Source organism: Kurthia huakuii LAM0618 (genome assembly GCF_000505545.1).
Classification (GTDB): domain Bacteria; phylum Bacillota; class Bacilli; order Bacillales_A; family Planococcaceae; genus Kurthia; species Kurthia huakuii.
On record NZ_AYTB01000017.1, the window covers coordinates 33412 to 57240 of the forward strand.

The following is a 23829-nucleotide window of genomic DNA, read 5'->3' on the forward strand; positions in this document are numbered from 1 at the left end:
GAGCAGCCTTTTTCTAACGAATGGAGGGCAAGTCTGTGAAAGGACCGCGCTTTTTGATGGCCTTTTTCGTCAGTCTATTGTTTTTCGCATTGCCTGCAAGCGCAGATACATTGCAGCAGCAAATCGATAAAACACCAGAAGGCGGCACATTAAAACTATTTGACCGCGACTACATGGAAACGGCGGTCATTAATAAACCGATTACGATTACCGGTGGCGATGAGACGTTGTTAATGTCTGATAGCGACAAGCCGGTATTTACGATTAAGGATGCAACAGATGTTACGCTAAAAGGACTTCGATTTTTACAATCGGGGTCTGCCGTAGTTGTGAAAAATTCTTCACATGTCAAACTAGACGGCCTAGAAATGATTCAAATGTTTAGCGGAGTCCAAGTGTATGATTCAAGTGATGTGACGATTAAAGGTTTAACATTAAAAGGAATCGATGGCCAGTTTGCCTCAAAAGGGTATGGCTTAGCTGTATTTAAAAGTAATGACATTGAACTATCCCATAATAATGTGACATCGGTACAAGATGCGTATTATTTAGAGCATACGAAAAATGTGACGGTCACCGATAACGTCGCAACCGATAGCCGCTATGGGCTGCATTTTATGTATGCGGACGGCATTAAGGCAGAACGCAATACGTTAACGCGCAACGTCACGGGTATTATGTTGATGCTCGCAAAAAATGCGGAGCTGCGTCATAACAAGATTAGCATTCAGTGGGATTGGAATTCATCAGGGTTCACGCTCTACAATGCAGAAAATATTGTTGTGGAGCAAAATACATTTTCGGGCAACCGTACCGGAATTTTGAGTCAAACATTAACAAATGCGCAAATTCGTAATAATGTCTTTTCATCTAATCAGACAGCAATCGAATTTACGGCAGCCGATAAAAATAATACGGTAGAAGGCAATGATTTTGTCGGCAATATTTTAAACATTCGTTCAGATGGTAGCGATAGCATCATCGATAAAAACTATTACGATGATTATGGTGGCAACGATATTGACGAAAACGGCGTTGGCGACACGCAATATGTCGCGCTACAAAGTTTTGGGCAGTGGATGGTACGCGAACCAGCGTATCAATATTTTATCGAGTCACCAGCTGTTGTTATGCTCAATCAAATGGACAAACAAACGAATCGTGTCGAGAAAAATCAGCTAGTAGATAGCACGCCGATGATGGAACCAACGAGCGACTTTAAAAAGGAGCAGTCATTCCATATATGGGCATTATTATTTGGCGTTATCATGCTTGGTGGCGCAATTTTCCTTTGGAGAAAGGGTGTTAAACAATGATGAAGAAAAAAATGTGGCTTGCAGGTGCAATGGCTGCGTCATTACTATTAGGTGCTTGCGGAGATAAAGAACTCGAAGCGCGCGATATTAATCCAGCAACCGATATTTGCAAGATTTGTAATATGAGTGTCGCTGCTGAAAAATATGCTGGTCAAGTAGCGCTCGCAAATGGCGATTATGAAACATTCGATGATATCGGCTGTTTGATGGAATACTATAATAAAACGGATAAAAAAGACATTGGTGAAGCGTTCGTCAAAGACTTTAGCGGTGAAGCATGGGTTGAAGTCGATCAAGCAATTTATGTATCCGATAAAGAGATTTCAACACCGATGAGCTATGGCGTCATCGCCTTTAAAACAACAGATGAGGCACAAAAATTTATTGATTCAGAAGGCAAAGGGAAAATCGTGACATTTGAAGATGTCAAAGCGATGGACTGGAGTGGGCATGCATAATGGGTTTATTCATTAAACTAGAATGGAAGCAAATGCTACGCAGTCGCTGGATGCAACTTGTCGCCGTACTGTTTGTCGTTATTTTTGCGGCGATTTCACTCATTCAGCAAATGGCCATGCCGGTCGAAGGTTTTACACGCCAAATTGCGAGCTTCCTCAACTTACTATTGTTTTTACTACCATTATTTACACTAACGATTGGTAGTATGAGCGTTGCGAGCGATATTGAATCGGGTTGGTATTCATTACTCAAAACGTATCCGATGAGCATTTTTGGCTATCTATGGAGTAAATATGTCGCAATCGTGTTGTCGTTCTTTTTAATTTTACTATTGGCGTTTGGTATTGTCTTAACGATGTCGGGTATTACCGGACAAATGCAACTACCGCCAGTGTTTATTTTCTTATCCATTTTTATGGTGCTTATTTTCGCGGCAATTGCTGTGTTTTGTGGTGTTCTTGCGAAAAACCGCTTGCACGCCTTATCGCTATCACTCGTTGTTTGGGCGGTAAGTTTATTACTGTTCTCATACATTTTAATGGCGCTTGGGACAATCGTGTCTGGTACGATGCTTAAATGGTTAACGATTATTATGATTCATTTAAATCCGGCAGAGTGGCTACGTTTCGGTTACTTTATGTTCTCTGGTCAAACGACTGTTCTTGGACCAGCATTTTATGAATTTACGGAGTTTTATACATCATTCTTTGGCTACTTCTTATTCATTATGTTAAGTGCCTTATGGGTGATTATACCGCTTGGGTTAGCCAACTGGATTTTAAGCAAAAAAGGACGTGAAGTATAATGGCAGTAATTGTTGAAGGGAAAGCTATTACACGTGAATATTCAAATAATCAAGGGCTTCATGGCATTGATTTCGCGTTTAATGAAGGGCGGATTATCGCACTTGCGGGTGGTAACGGAGCGGGGAAATCGACATTGATTCGCCTGCTGATTGAGGAAGAAGAGGTTGATGCAGGTGAGTTTGTTTGGGCTGATGAGAAATCGATTCGTTATATGCCAGATGACGTCAATTTTCCGCTTGCCCTCACCGCACAGGAAATTATTCAACTGCTCGCAAATATGAAACAATTGCCGAAAGAGCGCTGTCAGGAAGTGCTAGAACGTGTTGGTTTGTGGGAGCATAGAAAGCAACGTGTACGTCAATACTCACGAGGGATGCGCCAGCGTCTAAACTTAGCGCAGAGCTTGCTTGGTGAAGAGCAGTTGCTTATTTTAGATGAGCCGACAAATGGTTTGGATCTATTATGGATTGCAGAACTAAAGCAAATTTTACGCGAGGAGAAAGAAGCGGGAAAAACGATTTTATTTTCAACGCATTTATTATCATTTGCTGAAGAACTAGCAGATGATGTCTTATTGTTACATGATGGTCAGGTGCTTATGACTGGTGCGCTACAAGATGTCTTGCAGCAAGGACAAGCGACACATTTAGAGGAACTTTTTATGCGTGAAATTGGTTCTATAAGAAATAAGTAATAGAAAAGAGCTGCCGATAGGCGGTTCTTTTTTTGTTAAGTCTTTTTAACAAATACTTTCGGAGCAAAAGAAAATGTAGGTACATGGTATAATTGATAATCATTAACACTTGGAGGATGAAGTATGGATACACAGGTAAAGCTACAAGCAATCATTGATAATATTGAGAAAGTAATGATCGGGAAACGTCATATCGCGGAATTAAGCGTTGTGGCATTGCTTGCACAAGGTCACGTACTATTAGAAGACGTACCCGGTGTCGGTAAAACAATGATGGTACGTTCACTCGCAAAATCGATTGGTGCAACATTTAAGCGTATTCAATTTACGCCGGATTTACTACCATCTGATGTGCTCGGCGTGTCGATTTACAATCCGAAAGATATGGAGTTTGAATTTCGACCAGGACCGCTAATGGGGAATATTGTCTTAGCCGATGAAATTAACCGTACTTCGCCAAAAACACAAGCAGCATTGCTTGAAGGGATGGAGGAAGCTGCGGTCACTGTTGATGGGGAAACGATTGAAATACCAAAACCATTTTTCGTCATGGCGACACAAAACCCAATTGAATATGAAGGCACGTACCCATTGCCAGAAGCACAGCTTGACCGCTTCTTATTAAAATTAAAAATGGGTTATCCCGATATTTTAGATGAAATTGAAGTGCTGCGCCGCGCAGAGTCAACGAAGCCAATTGAAACGCTAGCATCAGTTGTGACATTAGAAGAGCTTATTCACTTACAGCAAGAAGTGAAGCAAATTCACGTCGATGATTTAGTAAAACAATATATCGTCACATTGGCACAAGCGACGCGTGAGCATCCATATGTTTACTTAGGCGCAAGTCCACGTGGCTCGATTGCGTTAATGAAAGCCGCGCAAGCCTATACATTATTAAAAGGACGCACGTTTGTGACACCAGACGATATTCAATATTTAGCGCCGTTTGTGTTCTCGCATCGTCTGATTTTAAAACCAGAAGCGCGTTATGACAACGTGAGTGCAGAAGATATCGTTGGTCGTATCGTTCTTAATACGGCCGTACCAACACGAAAGTCTGAAGCCTTATGAAAAAGCAATACACGCGTTTGAGTTCATCAGCCCTCTTTAGGCTAGTGTTCGTCATCGTGTTATTAATCGTAGCTTTTTGCTACGCCTTATTACAAGGTGGTTTTACGAGTTGGTTTATTTTTTATATGCTCGTACCGCCATTCGTGTATTCCATCGTGCTATGGTTTATGCCCATTAGTCAGTTTGACGTCAGGCGCTCGACCGAAAATAGAAGACTAGAACAGCATGATACGCTAACGATGACTGTCACGCTTACGCGAAACAATCGCCTACCACTTCTTTATGTAATCGTTGAAGAAGTGTTGCCAAAAGGTGTATTCGATACAGTCGAACAACAAGAAACGCGCCGCCTCGTTGCGGTAGGTTTCCGCAAAGAAGTGACGTGGACGTATGCGATTCAAGATGTGCCACGTGGTGAGCATCAACTTGTCGGCGTTTATGTGACCGTGACGGACTTTTTTGGCTGGGTAAAGAAAACAAAGTTTATTGAAGGGAAGCGGACTGTTATCGTATTCCCAAAAATTCAGCCAGTCGTTTATAAAAAGCTACTGCGCTACAAAACACCAGGTAGCGCGCAAGCCTTGCAAAGTCGTTTAAAAGATACGAATGTCGTTGCAGGGATTCGTGATTATGAAGCGGGCGACCGCATGAGTTGGATTCATTGGAAAAGCTTTGCGAAAACCGGCAAGTTACAGACGAAGGAATTTGAACCGTACCGCGATGACAGTACGTGGATTGTGCTCGACACATTGCCAAACGATTATTTTGAAGTACAAGTGGCATTTGCGGCATCGGTACTTGCTTCGGCACAAAAACAGCATGAGTCACTTAGCTATATGACGGCAGGCACACGTCCATACGTAGCTCAAAATTTACAGACAAATGAACAGCTTCAAAATTTGATGGTGCATTTAGCAGGTGTACAGCCCAATACATTTGATGCGCAAAAAATCTATTCGTACAACGAAGATTTGCGACAAGCAGCTCTTATACATTTTATTACAGCAACGCTTACACATGAATGGGTCGAAGCACTGTCAAATACCGCGGCTACACCGAAAAATTGCGTCATTTTTGTGCTCGTTAATCCAAAAGAAGTCCACGTTGCAACAGCGGTTGAAAAACGCGCTGCAACACGAGGAATGCGCATCGTTTATGTACCAGCGAATCACTTTGCGGCTGCATTTTTGGAAGGGGGTAAGGCATAATGAAAAAATCACCTACCCTCCACTGGGCGAGTTTACTTGTGTTGTACACGCTCGTATTTTTGATGTTGTATGAATGGTTAGAACCAATTAGTGAGTTAACCGGAACGGGGCATCTCCCATTAATTGTGGCGTTCGTTATATTATGTTTTGCGACGAATTTGATTACGATTTGGCCGGCATGGTGCAATACGGTTCTGAAAATAGGTTTTATTGGTTTTATCGTCTTTTACATTCATGGCAATTTAGATCCGGCTGCCATTCCAAAAATCTTCGATGAATTTGTGTCGAGTGCAAAGGCATTGCTGACACTTCATGTTGATAATATAGCGGATAGCGTGCGGACGTTTATTTTCCTTGTGCTTTTATGGATGACGATTTATTTAATCCATCATTGGCTCACAGTGCGCTACTCGATTTTCTTATTTTTCTTTATGACGATTTTCTTTTTAGCATCGATTGATACATTTACCGAATATGATGCGACCTATCCACTTATTCGCGTAATGTGTGTCGGTTTCTTCTTAGTTGGTATGCTGTTTATTGAGAAAGTATTCGTCAATCATCATATGCAGCCAACATTGCTACGTTACATTAAGCTTATGGTACCGCTATTACTAATGATTGTTGTGAGCAGTGCGTTTGCTTACGTTATGCCAAAAAGTGAACCAGCAGTTGACCTTCCAGCACCGATTGCGGCCATTAATGATTGGGTTAATAAACAGCTAACACCAACCGGCAAAATTGGTTATGTAGAAGATGATACGCAGCTTGGTGGTAGCTTTGAGTTAGATGATACACCGGTGTTTGATGTTTGGGCGAAAGAACCACAATATTTACGTGTTGATACGAAATATATTTATACCGGCAAAGGGTGGGAACGTAAAAATGGCGATATTTATGTGCGTTCATTTGATTACGATGAGCGTGTGCCATTGTCGATTAAGCCAGGACCAACTACGAATAATGATACAATGACGATTGAAATGCATAAGCAATATCAATTTTTAGCACAGCCATACGGACTGCGTAAAATTGAGTCAGATGATTTTGACAATAATCGTTTTTATGTAGAACTTGATACGGAAAAGATTCGTCCAACAAATGCTGAACAACGTACAACACTCGAAAACTATAGTATGCGCTATAGTACGCCTGTGTATAAATTAAGCGATTTAAATAAAACATCGATGCATGAGCTAGAAAGCTTAGGCGACGAGTTCGATAAATATTTACAACTTCCACAATCATTGCCACGACGAGTTCGTGCATTAGCACATGAGATTACGAAAGATGAAACGAGCGTGTATGATAAAACGACGGCAATCGAATCGTATTTTAGTGTCAATGGCTTCCGTTACTCACGCGATGAAGTTGATTATCCAGAGGAAGGGCAAGATTATGTTGACCAATTTTTATTTGATACGAAGGTTGGTTACTGCGATAATTTCTCAACAGCTATGGTTGTAATGCTGCGCACACAAGGTATTCCAGCGCGCTGGGTGAAAGGCTTTTCTGAAGGAGATGTAGTCGATAGTACACGTGATACGACACATTTTGAAGTGACAAATAACAATGCACATTCATGGGTAGAAGCGTATATGCCTGGTGTTGGTTGGATGCAGTTTGAGCCGACAATTGGCTTTAGTGGCTTTGACCAAGTCGAAGATGATACGCGGCCAGACAATGCGGCAGACGCATCTGCAGATGAAGAAGCACCGAAGGCAGAAGAAGAGAAAAAACCAACGCCACAACAACAAGAACAGCAACAGCAAGAACAAGAAAAACAAGCACAAACAGACACAGCAACAACAAAAGGCATCACATGGTGGCCTTGGCTTGTAGCGCTAGTGCTTCTTGTGGTAGCTTATATTTTATGGCGCACACGTATAAAATGGATTCCACGCTATATTGAAACGCGTTACGCGACAAAATCGGACGTCTCACTCGAACAAGCATACAATGACTTATTAAAAGTTCTTGCGATGCATGGGTTGAAAAAAGCAGATGGCGAAACGTTGCAACAATTTGCGAAGCGCGTTGATGCACAGCTTGGCGAACATCATATGAAAGAATTTGTGGCGCATTATGAGCGTTATATTTACGACCCAAGCGTGGAAACAATGCAATGGGATAAATTAAAAGAAAGTTGGCAATATTTAATCAATAAAGTAAGAGGTTGATTTTAGGCCAGTCAAATTGTACACTTAGCTCAAAGAGTTATAATTGAATTACCCTCATATATGTTCGATAATATGGATCGGATGTTTCTACCAAGTTGCCGTAAATGACTTGACTATGAAGGTGAGTGCACGAAGTCCCTTACTGTAAGGCATTTTCGTCTATTCACCTATCAGTTGAGAGGACGTGTAGAAAATGTTTATTTTCGCGCGTCCTTTTTTTAGAGATTGGGTCATCAATTATAGACAAAATACATTGAAGAGGTGGAAATAAGTTGTCAGCTAGCACACAACTAAAAGATCAAGAAAAAATCATCGTTCTTGATTTCGGTAGTCAATACAATCAATTAATCACACGTCGTATTCGTGAATTCGGTGTTTACAGTGAATTACACGCACATACAATTACTGCGCAAGAATTAAAAGACTTAAACGCAACAGGTATCATTTTCTCAGGTGGTCCAAACTCAGTTTATGACGACAATGCTTTCAAAATCGATGAAGCAATCTTTGAACTTGGTTTACCTATCTTAGGTATTTGCTATGGTATGCAATTAATGTCTCACACTTTAGGCGGTAAAGTAGAAAAAGCTGCTCACCGTGAATATGGTAAAGCTGAAATCAAAGTGTTAGCAGAAAACGCATTATTCGCTGATACGCCAGAAGAACAAGTTGTATGGATGAGCCATGGTGACTTAGTAACAGAAACACCAGAAGGTTTCACGACAATCGCAACAAGCGCTTCTTGCCCGATTGCTGCGATGGCAAACCCAGAACGCAAATTCTACGCTGTACAATTCCACCCAGAAGTACGTCACTCTGTATACGGTAACGATTTACTTCGTCACTTCGCAATGGACATCTGTGGTTGTAAAGGCGACTGGTCAATGGCGAACTTCATCGAAATCGAAATCGAAAAAATCCGCGCACAAGTTGGCGATAAACAAGTTCTTTGTGCACTTTCAGGCGGCGTTGACTCATCTGTTGTAGCGGTATTGATCCACAAAGCCATTGGTGACCAATTAACTTGTATGTTCGTAGACCACAACTTAAACCGTAAAGGTGAAGTAGAACAAGTTATGAAAACTTTCACAGAAGACTTCGATATGAAATTAATCAAAATCGATGCACGTGAACGTTTCATGAACAAACTTAAAGGCGTTTCTGACCCAGAACAAAAACGTAAAATTATCGGTAACGAATTCATTTACGTGTTCGATGAAGAATCTGCGAAGCTTAAAGATATGGACTTCTTAGCACAAGGTACACTTTACACAGATATTATCGAATCAGGTACAGCAACTGCACAAACAATCAAATCTCACCACAACGTTGGCGGTCTTCCTGAAGACATGAAATTTGAATTAATCGAACCACTTAACACATTATTCAAAGACGAAGTGCGCGCACTAGGTCTTGAATTAGGTCTTCCAGAAGCTGTTGTATGGCGTCAACCATTCCCAGGTCCTGGTCTAGGTATTCGTGTACTTGGTGAAGTAACAGAAGATAAATTAGAAATCGTACGTGACGCTGACTTCATCTTACGTGACGAAATCAAAAAAGCCGGCCTTGAACGCGACATTTGGCAATACTTCTGCGTATTACCAGACATCCGTTCAGTTGGTGTTATGGGCGATGGCCGTACGTACGACTACGCAATCGGTATCCGCGGCGTAACATCTATCGACGGTATGACATCTGACTGGGCTCGTATTCCTTACGACGTACTTGAAAAAATCTCTGTACGTATCGTAAACGAAGTCGACCACGTTAACCGCGTACTGTATGATATTACATCGAAGCCACCAGCAACGATTGAGTGGGAATAAGATAAAAAGATAAGACTCTCGCATCATGCGAGAGTCTTTTTTTTCGTATGCTATTGACACCTGCTCCTAATATTTATACACTTAATTCATCTACAAACGCAGTACGCATTTGTAAAAAACGGAAACGTAACACCAATTAGAATCTAAACAGTTGTGAGGGAAAAGGCATGCGAAATGATAACATCAATAAAATTATGTTCGATAAAATTGAATTTGTCATGACACGTATTTCAGGCGAAGTCGAACGAGCAATGCGTGTACAAGAAGATATTACTTCTAAGCCACCTACAACAACTGAATGGAAATAGTCTAATTGAAGTGAATCTAGCGCAGCATCATCGCTCGTTGCACGTTTTTTTGTCGTTGGCAAAATTTGCGTCAATTAGGTTGATCCGCATCGCGCTCGTTCAGGCAAAAAGCCATCCATTCAAATTCAATTGATTATTTCTGCAATCCACTCTTATTTAGCAATGAAAATATGAGTGGATTTTTTGTGTTCTCCAGTTGGTTTAGAAGGCCAAAAAACATCATTTCATTGGCGAAAGTGAAATGAATGAGGGGGAAACAGCATGGTAACATACATACCATCAAAATTTAACGCATTAACAAAAACAGAAGATGGCGGCATAGTTGTTTACAACAGCTACACAGGAGCTATCGTGAACTTCGAAGCAGATGAACGCGAGGAAGTCATGACTGCACTAAAACGCCAAGGTTCACCGGCACTTGATACCGAAGTAAAGCAGGCACTATTTGATAGCGGCTTTATCGTCAAAGATACCATTGATGAAATGAAACGCGCTGATTTACTGCACCAATCGATGCATCGCACAGATATGCTGCATTTAATTTTAATGACAACGGAGCAATGTAACTTCCGTTGTCGTTATTGCTACGAGTCATTCGCAAAAGGCCGCATGACAGATGACACAAAAGCTGGCGTCAAAGCGTTAGTAGCTGAGCGTGCAGGTACATTAAATGATTTACACATTAGCTGGTTTGGCGGCGAGCCATTACTAGAGCTTGGGATTATCGAAGAATTATCAAAAGAATATATGACAATCGCTGAGAAACATAATATTCATTATTCTGCGGACGTTGTAACGAATGGCTACTTCTTAAACCGTGAAACATTTGAAAAATTATTGTCTTGGAATGTTTCGCAGTACATGGTAACAATCGATGGTGTACAAGCAGTCCATGATGCACGTCGTCACATGATTGGTGGACAAGGTACATTTGAGCGTATTGTGGATAATTTAAAAACATTACGTGATGTTGAGGGCGACTTCAATATGACCATCCGTATCAACTTTGATGAGGACAATTTACGTGAGACGGAGCATTTAATCGACTTTTTAAAAGAACATTTTGCAGATGATAAACGTTTTGGTGTATTTTTCCGTCCAGTTGGTCGCTGGGGTGGTCCAAATGACGAAGAAATTCCGACGTGCACACATATTACCGCAAATAAAAAAATTTGGGAATTTACAGAGACAGCAATCGATAAAGGGCTTGCGATGAGTAATATGGTCGAGGGTGCACTAAATCCAACAGCTGCTGTCTGTTACGCCGCAAAACCTAATGCGATGGTCATTGGTTCTGATGGACAGCTCTACAAATGTACGACAGTGCTTGATGAAGAAGTGAATAAAGTAGGGCATCTCAATGCCGATGGTACGATGGATTTAGATTATGACAAAATTGCTTCATGGTTATTATCAGGAGAAGAAACAGATACCGTTTGTCAGTCTTGCTTCTTCCGTCCATCTTGCCAAGGTAATCATTGCCCGTGGTACCGTGTTGTCTCGGGCGAACGTCCATGTCCTTCAGAGAAAAAGAACATTAAAAAAGTGTTGAATCTCGTATGGAAAAACAGCTTACAACAAGCATAATAATGAATGTTTTTGAAGGGAGGTGACACTATGCGCGTATTACGTCCGGCAACGACACCAGTGAAGAAAGTAAACTCTGGTCGCATCATGAAAACGGTACCAGGTAACTTAAACTAATAAAAAATGAGCCATGCAAAGTGCATGGCTCATTTTTTATTTGATAACGCGCAATAGTCCTTGTTGTAATTGCTCACCACCATGAAATCGCTCGTACTGAGCAATCGCAGTAATGTGTGCATCAACAATACGTTCACCATACATAATAAGTGGAATCCCTGGTGGATAGGGCGTCACCATTTCAGCACTAATCCGACCAACTGCTTCTATTAATGGGACAAACTCTGTTGTTGCAGTGTGCAGTTGTGTATAACTCATCGCCAGCATCGTTGTATGCGGTGGTGTATAGTGTACAGTTGGCATTGTTTCGGGTATGAGCTGAGAAAAAGCATATGCCATTTTTTGTAGCACCTCTGTATAATCCGTTACAGCAAGTGGCAGTATGAGCAAGACATTGTACGGATCCGCAAGTTCTGGATAAATGCCAACCGCTTCTAATGCAACTTGGAGCGCATAGCCACTAACATGGTTTGTCGATTGGATTGTTACTTTAAGCGGATCGAGTTCGCAATACACTGGTGCTTCTAGTACGCGAATACCATCAATTGTATGAAGCGCATGTTTAAACGTTTCAATCGAGTCGATTAATGGAGTTTCTTCTATATAACTTGCTAAATAAAATCTCGCAATATCTAGCGAGCCCATAATTGGATAAGACGGGCTACTAGATTGGAGCATTTGTAAATAATATTCAATGCGCGAACGTGCTACGCGCGCGCTTCCGATATGCAAATACGAGCCCATTGTCATCGCCGGCAATGTTTTATGTGCCGAGTGGATGACGACATCTGCACCATGTTGAAGCGCACTTTCTGGAAACTGCTGCAATGTAAAATGAGCACCGTGCGCTTCATCTACTAAAACGACTGCATCATGTGCATGGGCAATAGCAATAATGTCACGAATGTTTTGTTGGGCGAGCCCGTAGTAATTTGGATACGTTACAAGCAATGCTTTTGCCTGTGGAAAATCAGCAAAAGCTTGCGCGACACTTTCCGTTGATAAGCTCGTACCAAGTTGCCAATCAGCATCATAAGTAGGCGCAATAAAAATCGGTTGTGCGCCAGCAAGCTCAAGCCCATGTAAAATCGACTTGTGACAATTGCGTTGTACGAGCACCGCATCATGTGGCTGTATCGTTGCTAAAATCATTGCCAAGTTGCCGACAGTGGAGCCATTCACTAAAAAATAGCTTGCTTGTGATTGATAATGCGCCTGCAATAATTGTTGTGCTTCTAAAATCGCCTCTTCTGGTGCATGCAAATCATCAAGCCCTGTAATTTCAGTGGCATCGATTTGCAAAAGAGGTTGAAAATAAGTCGCTGCCTGCTCAGGAAAGACCGTACCGTTTTTATGACCAGGAACATGAAAGGTCGTTTTATTTGAAGCATAGCGCTGTAGCATATCAAAAAGCGGTGTTCGTTGTTGATTCATGATACAACCCCTACTTCATTTTACGAATCGTATCGTTTAATTTTTGGCGAGGTTTATCTTTCCACGTTTCCACATCTTCGATAAGCCCATCACAGAACGTAGCGACATCATCGCCCGTTAAGTCAGTAACTTTTCGTTGTTCAGCAGCACCTTCTTCAAATAAATCGAGTAAGCTATTGTAAATACGTTTGCTATCTTGCCAATCTGTCGCCCCATCTGTTGACCACATATACTTTTGAATAGCTTTAAAGGCATTAGCGTAATCATTTGGCAACGCTTTTGCGCGTGCCTCAATTGCGCGCCATTCTTTTTTCTCATCAAAGCTTCCAACAATTTTTTCGAAAAAGCTCATGTTTTACACCTCATTTAATTTTAGTTTATTAATTTTCGTTGAAATAAAATCCCATTTTGCCCAAAAAAGTTTAAGTTGCTGTTCACCAGCCTCATTAAGTGTATAAAATTTTCTCGGTGGACCAATCGTAGAAGGTTTTTTTTCAATCGTTACATAATTATTTTTTTCAAGGCGCATCGTAATTGTATAAACCGTACCCTCTACAATATCAGAGAAACCAGCCTGCCTAAGTGTCTCTGTGATTTCGTAACCGTATGTTTCACCGCGACTAATAATTTCGAGTACGCATCCTTCCAATACACCTTTTAGCATCTCCGTTGTGTTTTCCATAAATTACACCTCACATTTCAAGCTATTAAGTACTACTTACTACTAACTATATAGTAACACGTAGTAGTGTGATGTAAAGGAATTGAACCGTTAATTATCACTCTTTTTTATTTTTTAAGTCATTTTACTTATTAAAAAATAAAAAAGAATAAAAAATAAAAAAAAATTAAGTCTATATAGATTAAAAAAGAAAAGTCTTTTATGAAAAAAATCCCTTATTTAACCTTTAAAAGAAGAAAAATCTAGTTAAAACAGTCGAAAAATAAAAAAATAGCAGAAATTCGATTTTTTTATTTTTTTTTAAAACTTTTTTAAATAGCCATAAAACGTCATTTTTTATTGAATAACAATAAAAAATAGTAGAAAAACGACATTAATAATCTGAATTTTCTATATAAATTACTACGATTTGTAATAAAACGCATCTCTCTTAATCTTTTTGTAATATTTCCGTATTCTATGTCAAAGTTTAGCGTGGTAATCTTATGTCAGCTTAAAAAAAGCGAGCGCAAACGAAGCGCAGAAAAATATAAGCGTGCAAGACAAGACGTGAAAGTGACAAAACTTAAAAAAAGGTGGAAAATTATTTAATATGAAATCAATCAAAGCTTTAGTAGCCGGAACAACATTAGCCGTAGGATTAGCAGCATTTGCAGGAGCTTCAAATGCGAGCGCACAAACAGCATATACAGTTCAGTCAGGAGACACTTTAGCAAAGATTTCTCAAAAATATGTTGGTGACTTCTCTCTAGTAAACAGTATTGCTTCAGCAAATGGAATTTCTAACCCTAACATGATTTATGTTGGTACGCGTTTAACAATTCCTTCAAAAGGACAAGCTGTGACAAAGACTTCACAAGCCACAACAACTTACAGTGCACCTAAAACACAAACAACTTATAAAAAACCAGCATATAATACGCAAAAATCTTATACACAAAAATCAACTTATAAAAAACCAGCTACTCAATCATATAAACGTACAGCTTCAGCAGGATCTAGCTCAGCTAAAGAATGGATTGCAGGAAAAGAATCAGGTGGTTCATACTCAGCACGTAGCGCAACTGGTAAATACATCGGTCGTTACCAATTAGATAAATCATACTTAAACGGTGATTACTCTGCAGCTAACCAAGAACGTGTTGCAAACAACTACGTTAAACAACGTTACGGTTCATGGGAAGCAGCTAAATCTTTCTGGGTTAAAAACGGTTGGTACTAGGAAGTAGTCTAGTAATTTAAAGAGACTGGGACATACGTGTAAAAATACCAACTCAGATGAGCATAAGAAAAACCGGAATCGTGCTGTGGCGCGGTTCCGGTTTTTTGTTGCGAACCTTAAAAAAGGAAAATGAACTGTTTTGTCCCAGCCTCTTTTTTGTGTCGTTTATCGTTATTTTCAACGGGTATTAAATAGGTAAATGTCTAGATAAAGGGTGAAGTATGCATGGAATTTCAAATGAATTATTTTGTGACGAGTGACCACGCAACACTTTCTTATTTTGATATCGGCGAAGGACAGCCGGTTGTGTTAATTGCAGGATACGGCGGTAATGCAAAATCTTGGTTTAATCAAGTAGAAGCGCTACTTGCATATGGCGGTTTTCGCATCATTGGTTTTGACCGACGTAATCATGGTGCCTCACAAAATGTAAGCTATGGGCAGCATATTGCGCGTCACGGGGAAGATTTACATCATTTATTAGAGTTACTCGAGCTAAGGAAACCTATTTTGATAGGGCATTCGCAAGGAATGTCTACTATATATGCTTATATCATGCTCCATAGTGTGAAAAATGTGCGCGCCATCATGTCTGTTGACCAAACACCAAAAATGATTAATGATAAAACGTGGAAGTATGGTATGTATGATGTGACATATGATAATTTTAACGAGACATTAACACGTGATTTACCGGAAACGACATTCAAAGATATTGATATTGTTATTCGCGAAAAGCTGGCACATTATAAAAAGCAAGATCATCAATTCGATTACATCGCTACAAAGCCATTATTGTTTAATCACTTCTTTGAAAATTGGCTAGATATGTTGCCGCGTATTACGGTACCGATATTATTTGTTGGCTGTGAGCATAGTGCGTATTGGTCGCATCAACATGCTGAAGAATGTGCAAAGTATGTGCAAACGGGGCATTTCTATATATTTGAAACATCAGGACATCTGCCGCATTTAGAAGATCCTGTCGAATTTAATAAAATGTTGCTGGCATTTGTTGATCAGTATGCCAGCGCATAAAAAAAGAGGTCCCCTTCATATGAGGAGGCCTCTTTTTTAATATTTAATTGTGACACCGAGTGGAGGAAGAAGACTGGCTGCTTGGTCAAAACGGATTGTCAGGCCACGCAATGCATCAGCGTCAATTTGAATATGCTCAAATTCACATGTAGAAAGGTCGATTCCTTTAAACGATGTTTCTGCAAAATCACTGTCATGTAACTCACAATAGTTAAAGAGCACATCACCTAGCGTCACATAACGGAACAGTGTTTCCTTTAATTCGCATTTGCTAAATTGACATTCTTTAAATTTACTGTCGGAAAATTGCCCATAGTTGATAATCGAATCAAAGAAGCCAACATGTTTCATCGTCGTTTGTAAAAATTCAGTACCAAGTAGCTTAGCTTGATAAAATTCAGTGCGATACAAAATCGCGCTATGAAATAAAACATTTGATAAATCACATTTCTTAAATACGACATCAAGCACCTCAAAGTTTGAAAAATCACATTCTTGGAACTGACAGTTTTCAAAGAGCACATCGTGTAGTTGGTTTGTTGAGTCGTCCCACATAATGACGCATTCAATAAAGTGTGTAGGCTCGATAATATCACTTAACCAAATGCGCTTGTCTGAAATTATTTGTGTATATTTTGCTGATGGTGCAGTGTAATGCATATAAACTTCCTCCTTCTAAACTATTTTCTTTAATTAGTACTAATTTTGCTCAAAAAATGCAAGAGATAATCACTTTATCGTTTAGGTAATTAGAAAATATTAGTAATTCACGAACTATAATATTAAAAAAATAATAAATGTTCGTGAAATGTATTGAAAGGACATAAAAGTCGTGTTATATTAGCACTGTAATCAAATAACGTCGTCGTATAAAATCGAGAATAAGGCTCGAAAGTTTCTACCAAATCACCGTAAATGATTTGACTACGATTGAAGGAACAACGCGTTTCTTCTCTCTGCACTTGCAGAAATCGTTGAGGTATACGGCAAAAACTGTCGCATACCTCTTTTCTTTTTTTCCAAAGACGACATCGGAGGAATTAAGTATCATGAAAAAATATTTCCAATTTGATGAGCTTGGCACAACGTATGGCCGAGAAATCATTGGGGGTGTCACAACATTCTTAGCAATGGCGTATATTTTAGCGGTTAACCCACTAATTTTAGCTGATGCGGGGATGGATAAAGGCGCTGTATTCGTAGCAACTGCTCTTGCAGCCATCGTAGGTTCGTTAATTATGGGGGTTCTTGCGAAATTCCCAATCGCACTTGCACCAGGTATGGGCTTAAATGCTTTCTTTGCTTATACTGTTGTATTAACATACGGTATCCCATGGCAAACTGGTTTAACAGGCGTATTCTTCTCAGGTATTATTTTTATTCTTTTATCATTAACAGGTGTTCGTGAAACAATTATTAATGCGATTCCACAACAATTAAAATACGCGGTATCAGCAGGTATCGGTTTGTTTATTACATTCGTTGGTTTAAAAGGTGCCGGTATTATTGTTGCTGATGAGGCAACATTAGTAACATTAGGCGACTTTACAGAAGGAAGCGTATTATTAGCAGTCTTTGGTATCGTTCTAGCGGTTGTTTTCTTAACGAAAAAAGTAAGTGGCGGTATTTTCTTCACAATTGTTATTACGGCAATCGTTGGTATGGTAACGGGTGTTGTTAAAACACCAGATGCAATCGTTTCAGCTGTACCGAGTGTTTCTTCAACATTTGGTGTAGCGCTTGATCCAATCATTAACGATTTTGGTTCACTATTAAACACACAATTTTTAATCGTTGTGTTAACATTCTTATTCGTTGATTTCTTTGATACAGCTGGCACGTTAATGGCTGTAGCAGATAAAGCAGGCTTAATTCGTAAAGATGGTACAATGCCACGCGCAGGTCGTGCATTAATGGCCGATGCACTTGGTACAACAATCGGTTCATTATTTGGTACATCAACTACGACTGCTTATGTTGAATCAACTTCAGGCGTAGCAGCAGGTGCACGTTCAGGTTTCTCTTCTGTAGTCGTAGCTATTTTGTTTGCGCTATCGTTATTCTTCTTCCCGTTATTAGATGTTTTAACAAGCGCAGTAACTGCACCAGCATTAGTAATGGTCGGTGTACTGATGGTGTCATCATTACGCTTAATTGAATGGAATGACTTTGAAATCGCTGTTCCGGCATTTTTAACAATGTTTATGATGCCACTAGGCTACAGTATTGCGACTGGTATCGCAGTAGGTTTCATTTTCTACCCAATCACAATGATTTTAGCAGGTCGTCGTAAAGAAGTTCATCCATTAATGTATGCAATGTTCTTTGTGTTCTTGGCTTACTTTATCTGGGTACGATAAGAGGGAAAATAAAAATCAGGAAGCGCAGTAAAATGTGCTTCCTGATTTTTTTGTTTAATTGATAGAAGAAAAAATGTTGAAATAGATAATGAAGTTTGTGATGTAGTGAACAAATCATTATATTCTATAGAAGAAAGAGAAAAGGAAAAGAAAATTGTTGACAGGTTATAAAACAGGTAGTATAGTAGAAAACGTTGATTGGCAAGCAGTGTTATAAAAAATGATTGACAAGCCTGGAAACAATTGTTATTATATAAAATTTGTGTAAACAACAAAACATCATAAAAAAACTTTTTTAAAAAAGTTGTTGACTTCTGAAAAGTTATGATGATATAATAAATGAGTCGTTAAGATAACGGCGAACGACATGAACCTTGAAAACTGAACAAGCAAGATGTAATCACAATAAATTCGGTTCAATAAGAATCGAAAAAAATGTTATCAAGCAAGATAACGCTAGCAAAGCAAATGAGCTTTCAAACACTTTTTATGGAGAGTTTGATCCTGGCTCAGGACGAACGCTGGCGGCGTGCCTAATACATGCAAGTCGAGCGAGGTTGTTTGGAATGCTTGCATTTCAAACAACCTAGCGGCGGACGGGTGAGTAACACGTGGGCAACCTGCCCTGTAGACTGGGATAACTTCGGGAAACCGGAGCTAATACCGGATAACTCTTTTAGCCTCATGGCTTTAAGCTAAAAGGCGCTTCGGCGTCACTACAGGATGGGCCCGCGGTGCATTAGCTAGTTGGTAGGGTAACGGCCTACCAAGGCAACGATGCATAGCCGACCTGAGAGGGTGATCGGCCACATTGGGACTGAGACACGGCCCAAACTCCTACGGGAGGCAGCAGTAGGGAATCTTCCACAATGGACGAAAGTCTGATGGAGCAACGCCGCGTGAGTGATGAAGGTTTTCGGATCGTAAAACTCTGTTGTAAGGGAAGAACAAGTGCGTTAGGTAATGAACGCGCCTTGACGGTACCTTATTAGAAAGCCACGGCTAACTACGTGCCAGCAGCCGCGGTAATACGTAGGTGGCAAGCGTTGTCCGGATTTATTGGGCGTAAAGCGCGCGCAGGTGGTTTCTTAAGTCTGATGTGAAAGCCCACGGCTCAACCGTGGAGGGTCATTGGAAACTGGGGAACTTGAGTGCAGAAGAGGATAGTGGAATTCCAAGTGTAGCGGTGAAATGCGTAGAGATTTGGAGGAACACCAGTGGCGAAGGCGACTGTCTGGTCTGTAACTGACACTGAGGCGCGAAAGCGTGGGGAGCAAACAGGATTAGATACCCTGGTAGTCCACGCCGTAAACGATGAGTGCTAAGTGTTAGGGGGTTTCCGCCCCTTAGTGCTGCAGCTAACGCATTAAGCACTCCGCCTGGGGAGTACGACCGCAAGGTTGAAACTCAAAGGAATTGACGGGGGCCCGCACAAGCGGTGGAGCATGTGGTTTAATTCGAAGCAACGCGAAGAACCTTACCAGGTCTTGACATCCCAATGACCGTCTTAGAGATAAGACTTTCCCTTCGGGGACATTGGTGACAGGTGGTGCATGGTTGTCGTCAGCTCGTGTCGTGAGATGTTGGGTTAAGTCCCGCAACGAGCGCAACCCTTATTCTTAGTTGCCATCATTTAGTTGGGCACTCTAAGGAGACTGCCGGTGACAAACCGGAGGAAGGTGGGGATGACGTCAAATCATCATGCCCCTTATGACCTGGGCTACACACGTGCTACAATGGACGGTACAGAGAGCTGCAAGCCCGCGAGGGTTAGCCAATCTCATAAAACCGTTCTCAGTTCGGATTGTAGTCTGCAACTCGACTACATGAAGCCGGAATCGCTAGTAATCGCGGATCAGCATGCCGCGGTGAATACGTTCCCGGGCCTTGTACACACCGCCCGTCACACCACGAGAGTTTGTAACACCCGAAGCCGGTGGGGTAACCATTTATGGAGCCAGCCGTCTAAGGTGGGATAGATGATTGGGGTGAAGTCGTAACAAGGTAGCCGTATCGGAAGGTGCGGCTGGATCACCTCCTTTCTAAGGATTATTACGGAATAGATGACTCGGTCATCTACGATTACACTTGCTGTTCAGTTTTGAAGGTTTATGAATCTTCTAAAACTTGTTCTTTGAAAACTGGATAAAACGACATTGAAAGTAACAAACAAATTTCTATTATAGATTTTTTTATTATTAAGTTTTAATTTTTAGGCTTAATAACTTATATAGGTTAAGTTATTAAGGGCGCATGGCGGATGCCTTGGCACTAGAAGCCGATGAAGGACGGCACTAACACCGATATGCTTCGGGGAGCTGTAAGTGAGCTTTGATCCGGAGATTTCCGAATGGGGGAACCCACTGTTTTTAATAGGACAGTATCTACACGTGAATTCATAGCGTGATGATGGCAGACTCAGGGAACTGAAACATCTAAGTACCTGAAGGAAGAGAAAGAAAATTCGATTCCCTTAGTAGCGGCGAGCGAAACGGGAAGAGCCCAAACCAAGGAGCTTGCTCCTTGGGGTTGTAGGACACTCTATACGGAGTTACAAAGGAATGAGTTAAGCGAAGCGGCATGGAAAGGCCCACCAAAGAAGGTAACAGTCCTGTAGTTGAAAGTTCATTCCCTCCAGAGTGGATCCTGAGTACGGCGGAACACGTGAAATTCCGTCGGAATCTGGGAGGACCATCTCCCAAGGCTAAATACTCTCTAGTGACCGATAGTGAACCAGTACCGTGAGGGAAAGGTGAAAAGCACCCCGGAAGGGGAGTGAAAGAGATCCTGAAACCATGTGCCTACAAGTAGTTAGAGCCCGTTAATGGGTGATAGCGTGCCTTTTGTAGAATGAACCGGCGAGTTACGATCCCATGCAAGGTTAAGCTGATAAGGCGGAGCCGTAGCGAAAGCGAGTCTGAATAGGGCGAATGAGTATGTGGTTGTAGACCCGAAACCAGGTGATCTACCCATGTCCAGGGTGAAGGTAAGGTAACACTTACTGGAGGCCCGAACCCACGTACGTTGAAAAGTGCGGGGATGAGGTGTGGGTAGCGGAGAAATTCCAATCGAACCTGGAAATAGCTGGTTCTCTCCGAAATAGCTTTAGGGCTAGCCTCGCGGCTAAGAATCTTGGAGGTAGAGCACTGTTTGGACTAGGGGTCCATCCCGGATTACCGAATTCAGACAAACTCCGAATGCCAATGATTTATACGCGGGAGTCAGACTGCGAGTGATAAGATCCGTAGTCAAAAGGGAAACAGCCCAGACCACCAGCTAAGGTCCCCAAGTAATCGTTAAGTGGAAAAGGATGTGACGTTGCTTAGACAACCAGGATGTTGGCTCAGAAGCAGCCATCATTTAAAGAGTGCGTAATAGCTCACTGGTCGAGTGACGCTGCGCCGAAAATGTATCGGGGCTAAACGATTCACCGAAGCTGTGGATGGACATCTCAGATGTCCGTGGTAGGAGAGCGTTCTAATCGCTGTGAAGTCAGATCGTAAGGACTGGTGGAGCGCTTAGAAGTGAGAATGCCGGTATGAGTAGCGAAAGATGGGTGAGAATCCCATCCACCGAATGACTAAGGTTTCCTGAGGAAGGCTCGTCCGCTCAGGGTTAGTCGGGACCTAAGCCGAGGCCGATAGGCGTAGGCGATGGATAACAGGTTGATATTCCTGTACCACCTCCTCACCATTTGAGTAATGGGGGGACGCAGTAGGATAGGGTAAGCGCGCTGTTGGTTATGCGCGTCTAAGCAGTGAGGTGTGAGTGTAGGCAAATCCGCACTCTTTAACATTGAGCTGTGATAGCGAAGCTCTTAGAGCGAAGTTCCTGATTTCACACTGCCAAGAAAAGCCTCTAGCGAGGTGAGAGGTGCCCGTACCGCAAACCGACACAGGTAGTCGAGGAGAGAATCCTAAGGTGAGCGAGAGAACTCTCGTTAAGGAACTCGGCAAAATGACCCCGTAACTTAGGGATAAGGGGTGCTCTGGTAGGGTGCAAGCCCGAGAGAGCCGCAGTGAATAGGCCCAAGCGACTGTTTATCAAAAACACAGGTCTCTGCTAAACCGTAAGGTGATGTATAGGGGCTGACGCCTGCCCGGTGCTGGAAGGTTAAGAGGATTGGTTAGCGCAAGCGAAGCTGAGAATTGAAGCCCCAGTAAACGGCGGCCGTAACTATAACGGTCCTAAGGTAGCGAAATTCCTTGTCGGGTAAGTTCCGACCCGCACGAAAGGCGTAACGATTTGGGCACTGTCTCAACGAGAGACTCGGTGAAATTATAGTACCTGTGAAGATGCAGGTTACCCGCGACAGGACGGAAAGACCCCATGGAGCTTTACTGTAGCTTGATATTGAATTTTGATACATTTTGTACAGGATAGGTAGGAGCCTGAGAGACCGGAACGCCAGTTTCGGTGGAGGCGTTGTTGGGATACTACCCTAAATGTATTGAACTTCTAACCCGCACCCCTTATCGGGGTGGGAGACAGTGTCAGGCAGACAGTTTGACTGGGGCGGTCGCCTCCTAAAAGGTAACGGAGGCGCCCAAAGGTTCCCTCAGAATGGTTGGAAATCATTCGCAGAGTGTAAAGGCACAAGGGAGCTTGACTGCGAGACCTACAAGTCGAGCAGGGTCGAAAGACGGGCTTAGTGATCCGGTGGTTCCGCATGGAAGGGCCATCGCTCAACGGATAAAAGCTACCCTGGGGATAACAGGCTTATCTCCCCCAAGAGTCCACATCGACGGGGAGGTTTGGCACCTCGATGTCGGCTCATCGCATCCTGGGGCTGTAGTCGGTCCCAAGGGTTGGGCTGTTCGCCCATTAAAGCGGTACGCGAGCTGGGTTCAGAACGTCGTGAGACAGTTCGGTCCCTATCCGTCGTGGGCGTAGGAAATTTGAGAGGAGCTGTCCTTAGTACGAGAGGACCGGGATGGACACACCGCTGGTGTACCAGTTGTCTTGCCAAAGGCATCGCTGGGTAGCTATGTGTGGACGGGATAAGTGCTGAAAGCATCTAAGCATGAAGCCCCCCTCAAGATGAGATTTCCCATTACGCAAGTAAGTAAGACCCCTGAAAGACGATCAGGTAGATAGGTTCGAGATGGAAGTATGGCGACATACGGAGTTGACGAATACTAATAGGTCGAGGACTTAACCAAATATACTTTCATGTCACATTTTATCCAGTTTTGAAAGAACAATTCTTTCAAGGAACTTACGCTAAGTTCACAACGTCCATGTTGTAACGCGTAAGTCAGTACATCCTTGTACGTAAGTCTAGTGATGATGGCAAAGAGGTCACACCTGTTCCCATGCCGAACACAGTAGTTAAGCTCTTTAGCGCCGATGGTAGTTGGGGGTTTCCCCCTGCGAGAGTAGGACGTTGCTAGGCACACGAAGTACCGATTTTTATCGGTGCTTTTTTTGTGCGTTAAAAAAATATTTTTTACTTTTTTCTATGAGCTACTATTATTAGAAAATTTTGACTTCCTTCTATTATATAGCGAAAATGTGC

17 protein-coding genes, 3 rRNA genes and 2 riboswitches are annotated in these 23829 nt (G+C 41.9%); of the genes, 16 read left to right on the forward strand and 4 right to left on the reverse strand.

Annotated features, from left to right (window positions below):
• Positions 1-35: 35 nt before the first annotated feature.
• The 10 genes from V514_RS0115220 to V514_RS0115265 all read left to right on the forward strand — a co-directional run bounded on the left by V514_RS0115220 (position 36) and on the right by V514_RS0115265 (position 11458).
• Complete coding sequence (locus V514_RS0115220; protein ID WP_029500746.1) at positions 36-1316, forward strand: right-handed parallel beta-helix repeat-containing protein; 1281 nt, start codon at positions 36-38, stop codon at positions 1314-1316.
• The gene (locus V514_RS0115225; RefSeq protein ID WP_235073469.1) at positions 1313-1774 is read left to right on the forward strand and encodes a nitrous oxide reductase accessory protein NosL; all 462 of its coding nucleotides are present in this window, start codon (positions 1313-1315) and stop codon (positions 1772-1774) included. Before V514_RS0115220 ends, V514_RS0115225 begins: the two co-directional genes overlap by 4 nt.
• The gene (locus V514_RS0115230; RefSeq protein WP_029500748.1) at positions 1774-2580 is read left to right on the forward strand and encodes an ABC transporter permease; all 807 of its coding nucleotides are present in this window, start codon (positions 1774-1776) and stop codon (positions 2578-2580) included. The genes V514_RS0115225 and V514_RS0115230 overlap by 1 nt, the downstream gene beginning before the upstream one ends.
• On the forward strand, positions 2580-3275 hold the full coding sequence (locus V514_RS0115235) for an ABC transporter ATP-binding protein (RefSeq protein WP_051392491.1): 696 nt from the start codon (positions 2580-2582) through the stop codon (positions 3273-3275). Before V514_RS0115230 ends, V514_RS0115235 begins: the two co-directional genes overlap by 1 nt.
• A 123-nt stretch (positions 3276-3398) precedes the next feature.
• Positions 3399-4349 carry an AAA family ATPase gene (locus V514_RS0115240; RefSeq protein ID WP_029500750.1) on the forward strand — a complete coding sequence of 317 codons (951 nt, stop codon included), beginning with the start codon at positions 3399-3401 and terminating at the stop codon, positions 4347-4349.
• Between the two features lie 56 nt (positions 4350-4405).
• A complete protein-coding gene (locus V514_RS0115245) occupies positions 4406-5557 on the forward strand; it encodes a DUF58 domain-containing protein (RefSeq protein WP_235073477.1) in 1152 nt (383 codons plus the stop codon).
• Positions 5557-7737 (forward strand): transglutaminase domain-containing protein, encoded by a 2181-nt coding sequence (locus V514_RS0115250; RefSeq protein WP_029500752.1) that lies wholly within the window; start codon positions 5557-5559, stop codon positions 7735-7737. The genes V514_RS0115245 and V514_RS0115250 overlap by 1 nt, the downstream gene beginning before the upstream one ends.
• Before the next feature lie 34 nt (positions 7738-7771).
• A riboswitch (purine riboswitch) is annotated at positions 7772-7873 on the forward strand.
• A gap of 136 nt (positions 7874-8009) precedes the next feature.
• On the forward strand, positions 8010-9563 hold the full coding sequence (guaA, locus tag V514_RS0115255) for a glutamine-hydrolyzing GMP synthase (RefSeq protein ID WP_029500753.1): 1554 nt from the start codon (positions 8010-8012) through the stop codon (positions 9561-9563).
• Positions 9564-9730: 167 nt separating this feature from the next.
• Entirely contained in the window at positions 9731-9871 is a 141-nt protein-coding gene (locus V514_RS20070; protein WP_081715076.1) for a GMP synthase (glutamine-hydrolyzing), read from the forward strand.
• Between the two features lie 261 nt (positions 9872-10132).
• Complete coding sequence (locus V514_RS0115265) at positions 10133-11458, forward strand: radical SAM/SPASM domain-containing protein (RefSeq protein ID WP_029500754.1); 1326 nt, start codon at positions 10133-10135, stop codon at positions 11456-11458.
• Between the two features lie 153 nt (positions 11459-11611).
• On the opposite strand, the gene V514_RS0115275 is transcribed toward V514_RS0115265, so the two are convergent.
• Genes V514_RS0115275 through V514_RS0115285 form a run of 3 tightly spaced genes read right to left on the reverse strand, consistent with a single transcriptional unit; the run spans position 11612 to position 13691 of the window.
• A complete protein-coding gene (locus V514_RS0115275) occupies positions 11612-13009 on the reverse strand; it encodes an aminotransferase class I/II-fold pyridoxal phosphate-dependent enzyme (RefSeq protein ID WP_029500755.1) in 1398 nt (465 codons plus the stop codon).
• Between the two features lie 10 nt (positions 13010-13019).
• Positions 13020-13361 carry a DUF1048 domain-containing protein gene (locus V514_RS0115280; RefSeq protein WP_029500756.1) on the reverse strand — a complete coding sequence of 114 codons (342 nt, stop codon included), beginning with the start codon at positions 13359-13361 and terminating at the stop codon, positions 13020-13022.
• Between the two features lie 3 nt (positions 13362-13364).
• Positions 13365-13691 (reverse strand): PadR family transcriptional regulator, encoded by a 327-nt coding sequence (locus V514_RS0115285; RefSeq protein WP_029500757.1) that lies wholly within the window; start codon positions 13689-13691, stop codon positions 13365-13367.
• A 592-nt stretch (positions 13692-14283) separates the two neighbouring features.
• Here V514_RS0115285 and apf point away from each other — a divergent pair.
• Both apf and V514_RS0115295 read left to right on the forward strand, forming a co-directional pair.
• Positions 14284-14913 (forward strand): aggregation-promoting factor, encoded by a 630-nt coding sequence (gene apf / locus V514_RS0115290; RefSeq protein WP_029500758.1) that lies wholly within the window; start codon positions 14284-14286, stop codon positions 14911-14913.
• A gap of 225 nt (positions 14914-15138) precedes the next feature.
• Positions 15139-15951 carry an alpha/beta fold hydrolase gene (locus V514_RS0115295; protein ID WP_051392492.1) on the forward strand — a complete coding sequence of 271 codons (813 nt, stop codon included), beginning with the start codon at positions 15139-15141 and terminating at the stop codon, positions 15949-15951.
• Between the two features lie 36 nt (positions 15952-15987).
• On the opposite strand, the gene V514_RS19330 is transcribed toward V514_RS0115295, so the two are convergent.
• Entirely contained in the window at positions 15988-16611 is a 624-nt protein-coding gene (locus V514_RS19330) for a pentapeptide repeat-containing protein (RefSeq protein WP_029500760.1), read from the reverse strand.
• Positions 16612-16796: 185 nt separating this feature from the next.
• A riboswitch (purine riboswitch) is annotated at positions 16797-16898 on the forward strand.
• A 102-nt stretch (positions 16899-17000) separates the two neighbouring features.
• Between V514_RS19330 and V514_RS0115305 the strand changes: the two genes are divergently transcribed.
• From V514_RS0115305 to rrf, 4 genes are all read left to right on the forward strand, one after another.
• Positions 17001-18311 (forward strand): NCS2 family permease, encoded by a 1311-nt coding sequence (locus tag V514_RS0115305; protein ID WP_029500761.1) that lies wholly within the window; start codon positions 17001-17003, stop codon positions 18309-18311.
• 486 nt (positions 18312-18797) lie between these two features.
• Positions 18798-20353 (forward strand): 16S ribosomal RNA (locus tag V514_RS0115310).
• Between the two features lie 191 nt (positions 20354-20544).
• Positions 20545-23473: ribosomal RNA gene (locus tag V514_RS0115315) — 23S ribosomal RNA — on the forward strand.
• A 117-nt stretch (positions 23474-23590) separates the two neighbouring features.
• Positions 23591-23706, forward strand: a 5S ribosomal RNA gene (gene rrf / locus V514_RS0115320).
• The 16S, 23S and 5S rRNA genes sit together here, the layout of an rRNA operon.
• Positions 23707-23829 lie beyond the last annotated feature (123 nt).

What these genes read in the sequence shown, in the direction of transcription:
- V514_RS0115265 (WP_029500754.1), top strand. Translation starts at nt 10,133, where the DNA reads ATGGTAACATACATACCATCAAAATTTAACGCATTAACAAAAACAGAA.
- apf (WP_029500758.1), top strand. Translation starts at nt 14,284, where the DNA reads ATGAAATCAATCAAAGCTTTAGTAGCCGGAACAACATTAGCCGTAGGA.
- V514_RS0115250 (WP_029500752.1), top strand. Translation starts at nt 5,557, where the DNA reads ATGAAAAAATCACCTACCCTCCACTGGGCGAGTTTACTTGTGTTGTAC.
- V514_RS0115230 (WP_029500748.1), top strand. Translation starts at nt 1,774, where the DNA reads ATGGGTTTATTCATTAAACTAGAATGGAAGCAAATGCTACGCAGTCGC.
- V514_RS0115240 (WP_029500750.1), top strand. Translation starts at nt 3,399, where the DNA reads ATGGATACACAGGTAAAGCTACAAGCAATCATTGATAATATTGAGAAA.
- V514_RS0115275 (WP_029500755.1), bottom strand. Translation starts at nt 13,009, where the DNA reads ATGAATCAACAACGAACACCGCTTTTTGATATGCTACAGCGCTATGCT.
- V514_RS20070 (WP_081715076.1), top strand. Translation starts at nt 9,731, where the DNA reads ATGCGAAATGATAACATCAATAAAATTATGTTCGATAAAATTGAATTT.
- V514_RS19330 (WP_029500760.1), bottom strand. Translation starts at nt 16,611, where the DNA reads ATGCATTACACTGCACCATCAGCAAAATATACACAAATAATTTCAGAC.
- V514_RS0115285 (WP_029500757.1), bottom strand. Translation starts at nt 13,691, where the DNA reads ATGGAAAACACAACGGAGATGCTAAAAGGTGTATTGGAAGGATGCGTA.
- V514_RS0115280 (WP_029500756.1), bottom strand. Translation starts at nt 13,361, where the DNA reads ATGAGCTTTTTCGAAAAAATTGTTGGAAGCTTTGATGAGAAAAAAGAA.
- V514_RS0115295 (WP_051392492.1), top strand. Translation starts at nt 15,139, where the DNA reads ATGGAATTTCAAATGAATTATTTTGTGACGAGTGACCACGCAACACTT.
- V514_RS0115305 (WP_029500761.1), top strand. Translation starts at nt 17,001, where the DNA reads ATGAAAAAATATTTCCAATTTGATGAGCTTGGCACAACGTATGGCCGA.
- V514_RS0115235 (WP_051392491.1), top strand. Translation starts at nt 2,580, where the DNA reads ATGGCAGTAATTGTTGAAGGGAAAGCTATTACACGTGAATATTCAAAT.
- V514_RS0115225 (WP_235073469.1), top strand. Translation starts at nt 1,313, where the DNA reads ATGATGAAGAAAAAAATGTGGCTTGCAGGTGCAATGGCTGCGTCATTA.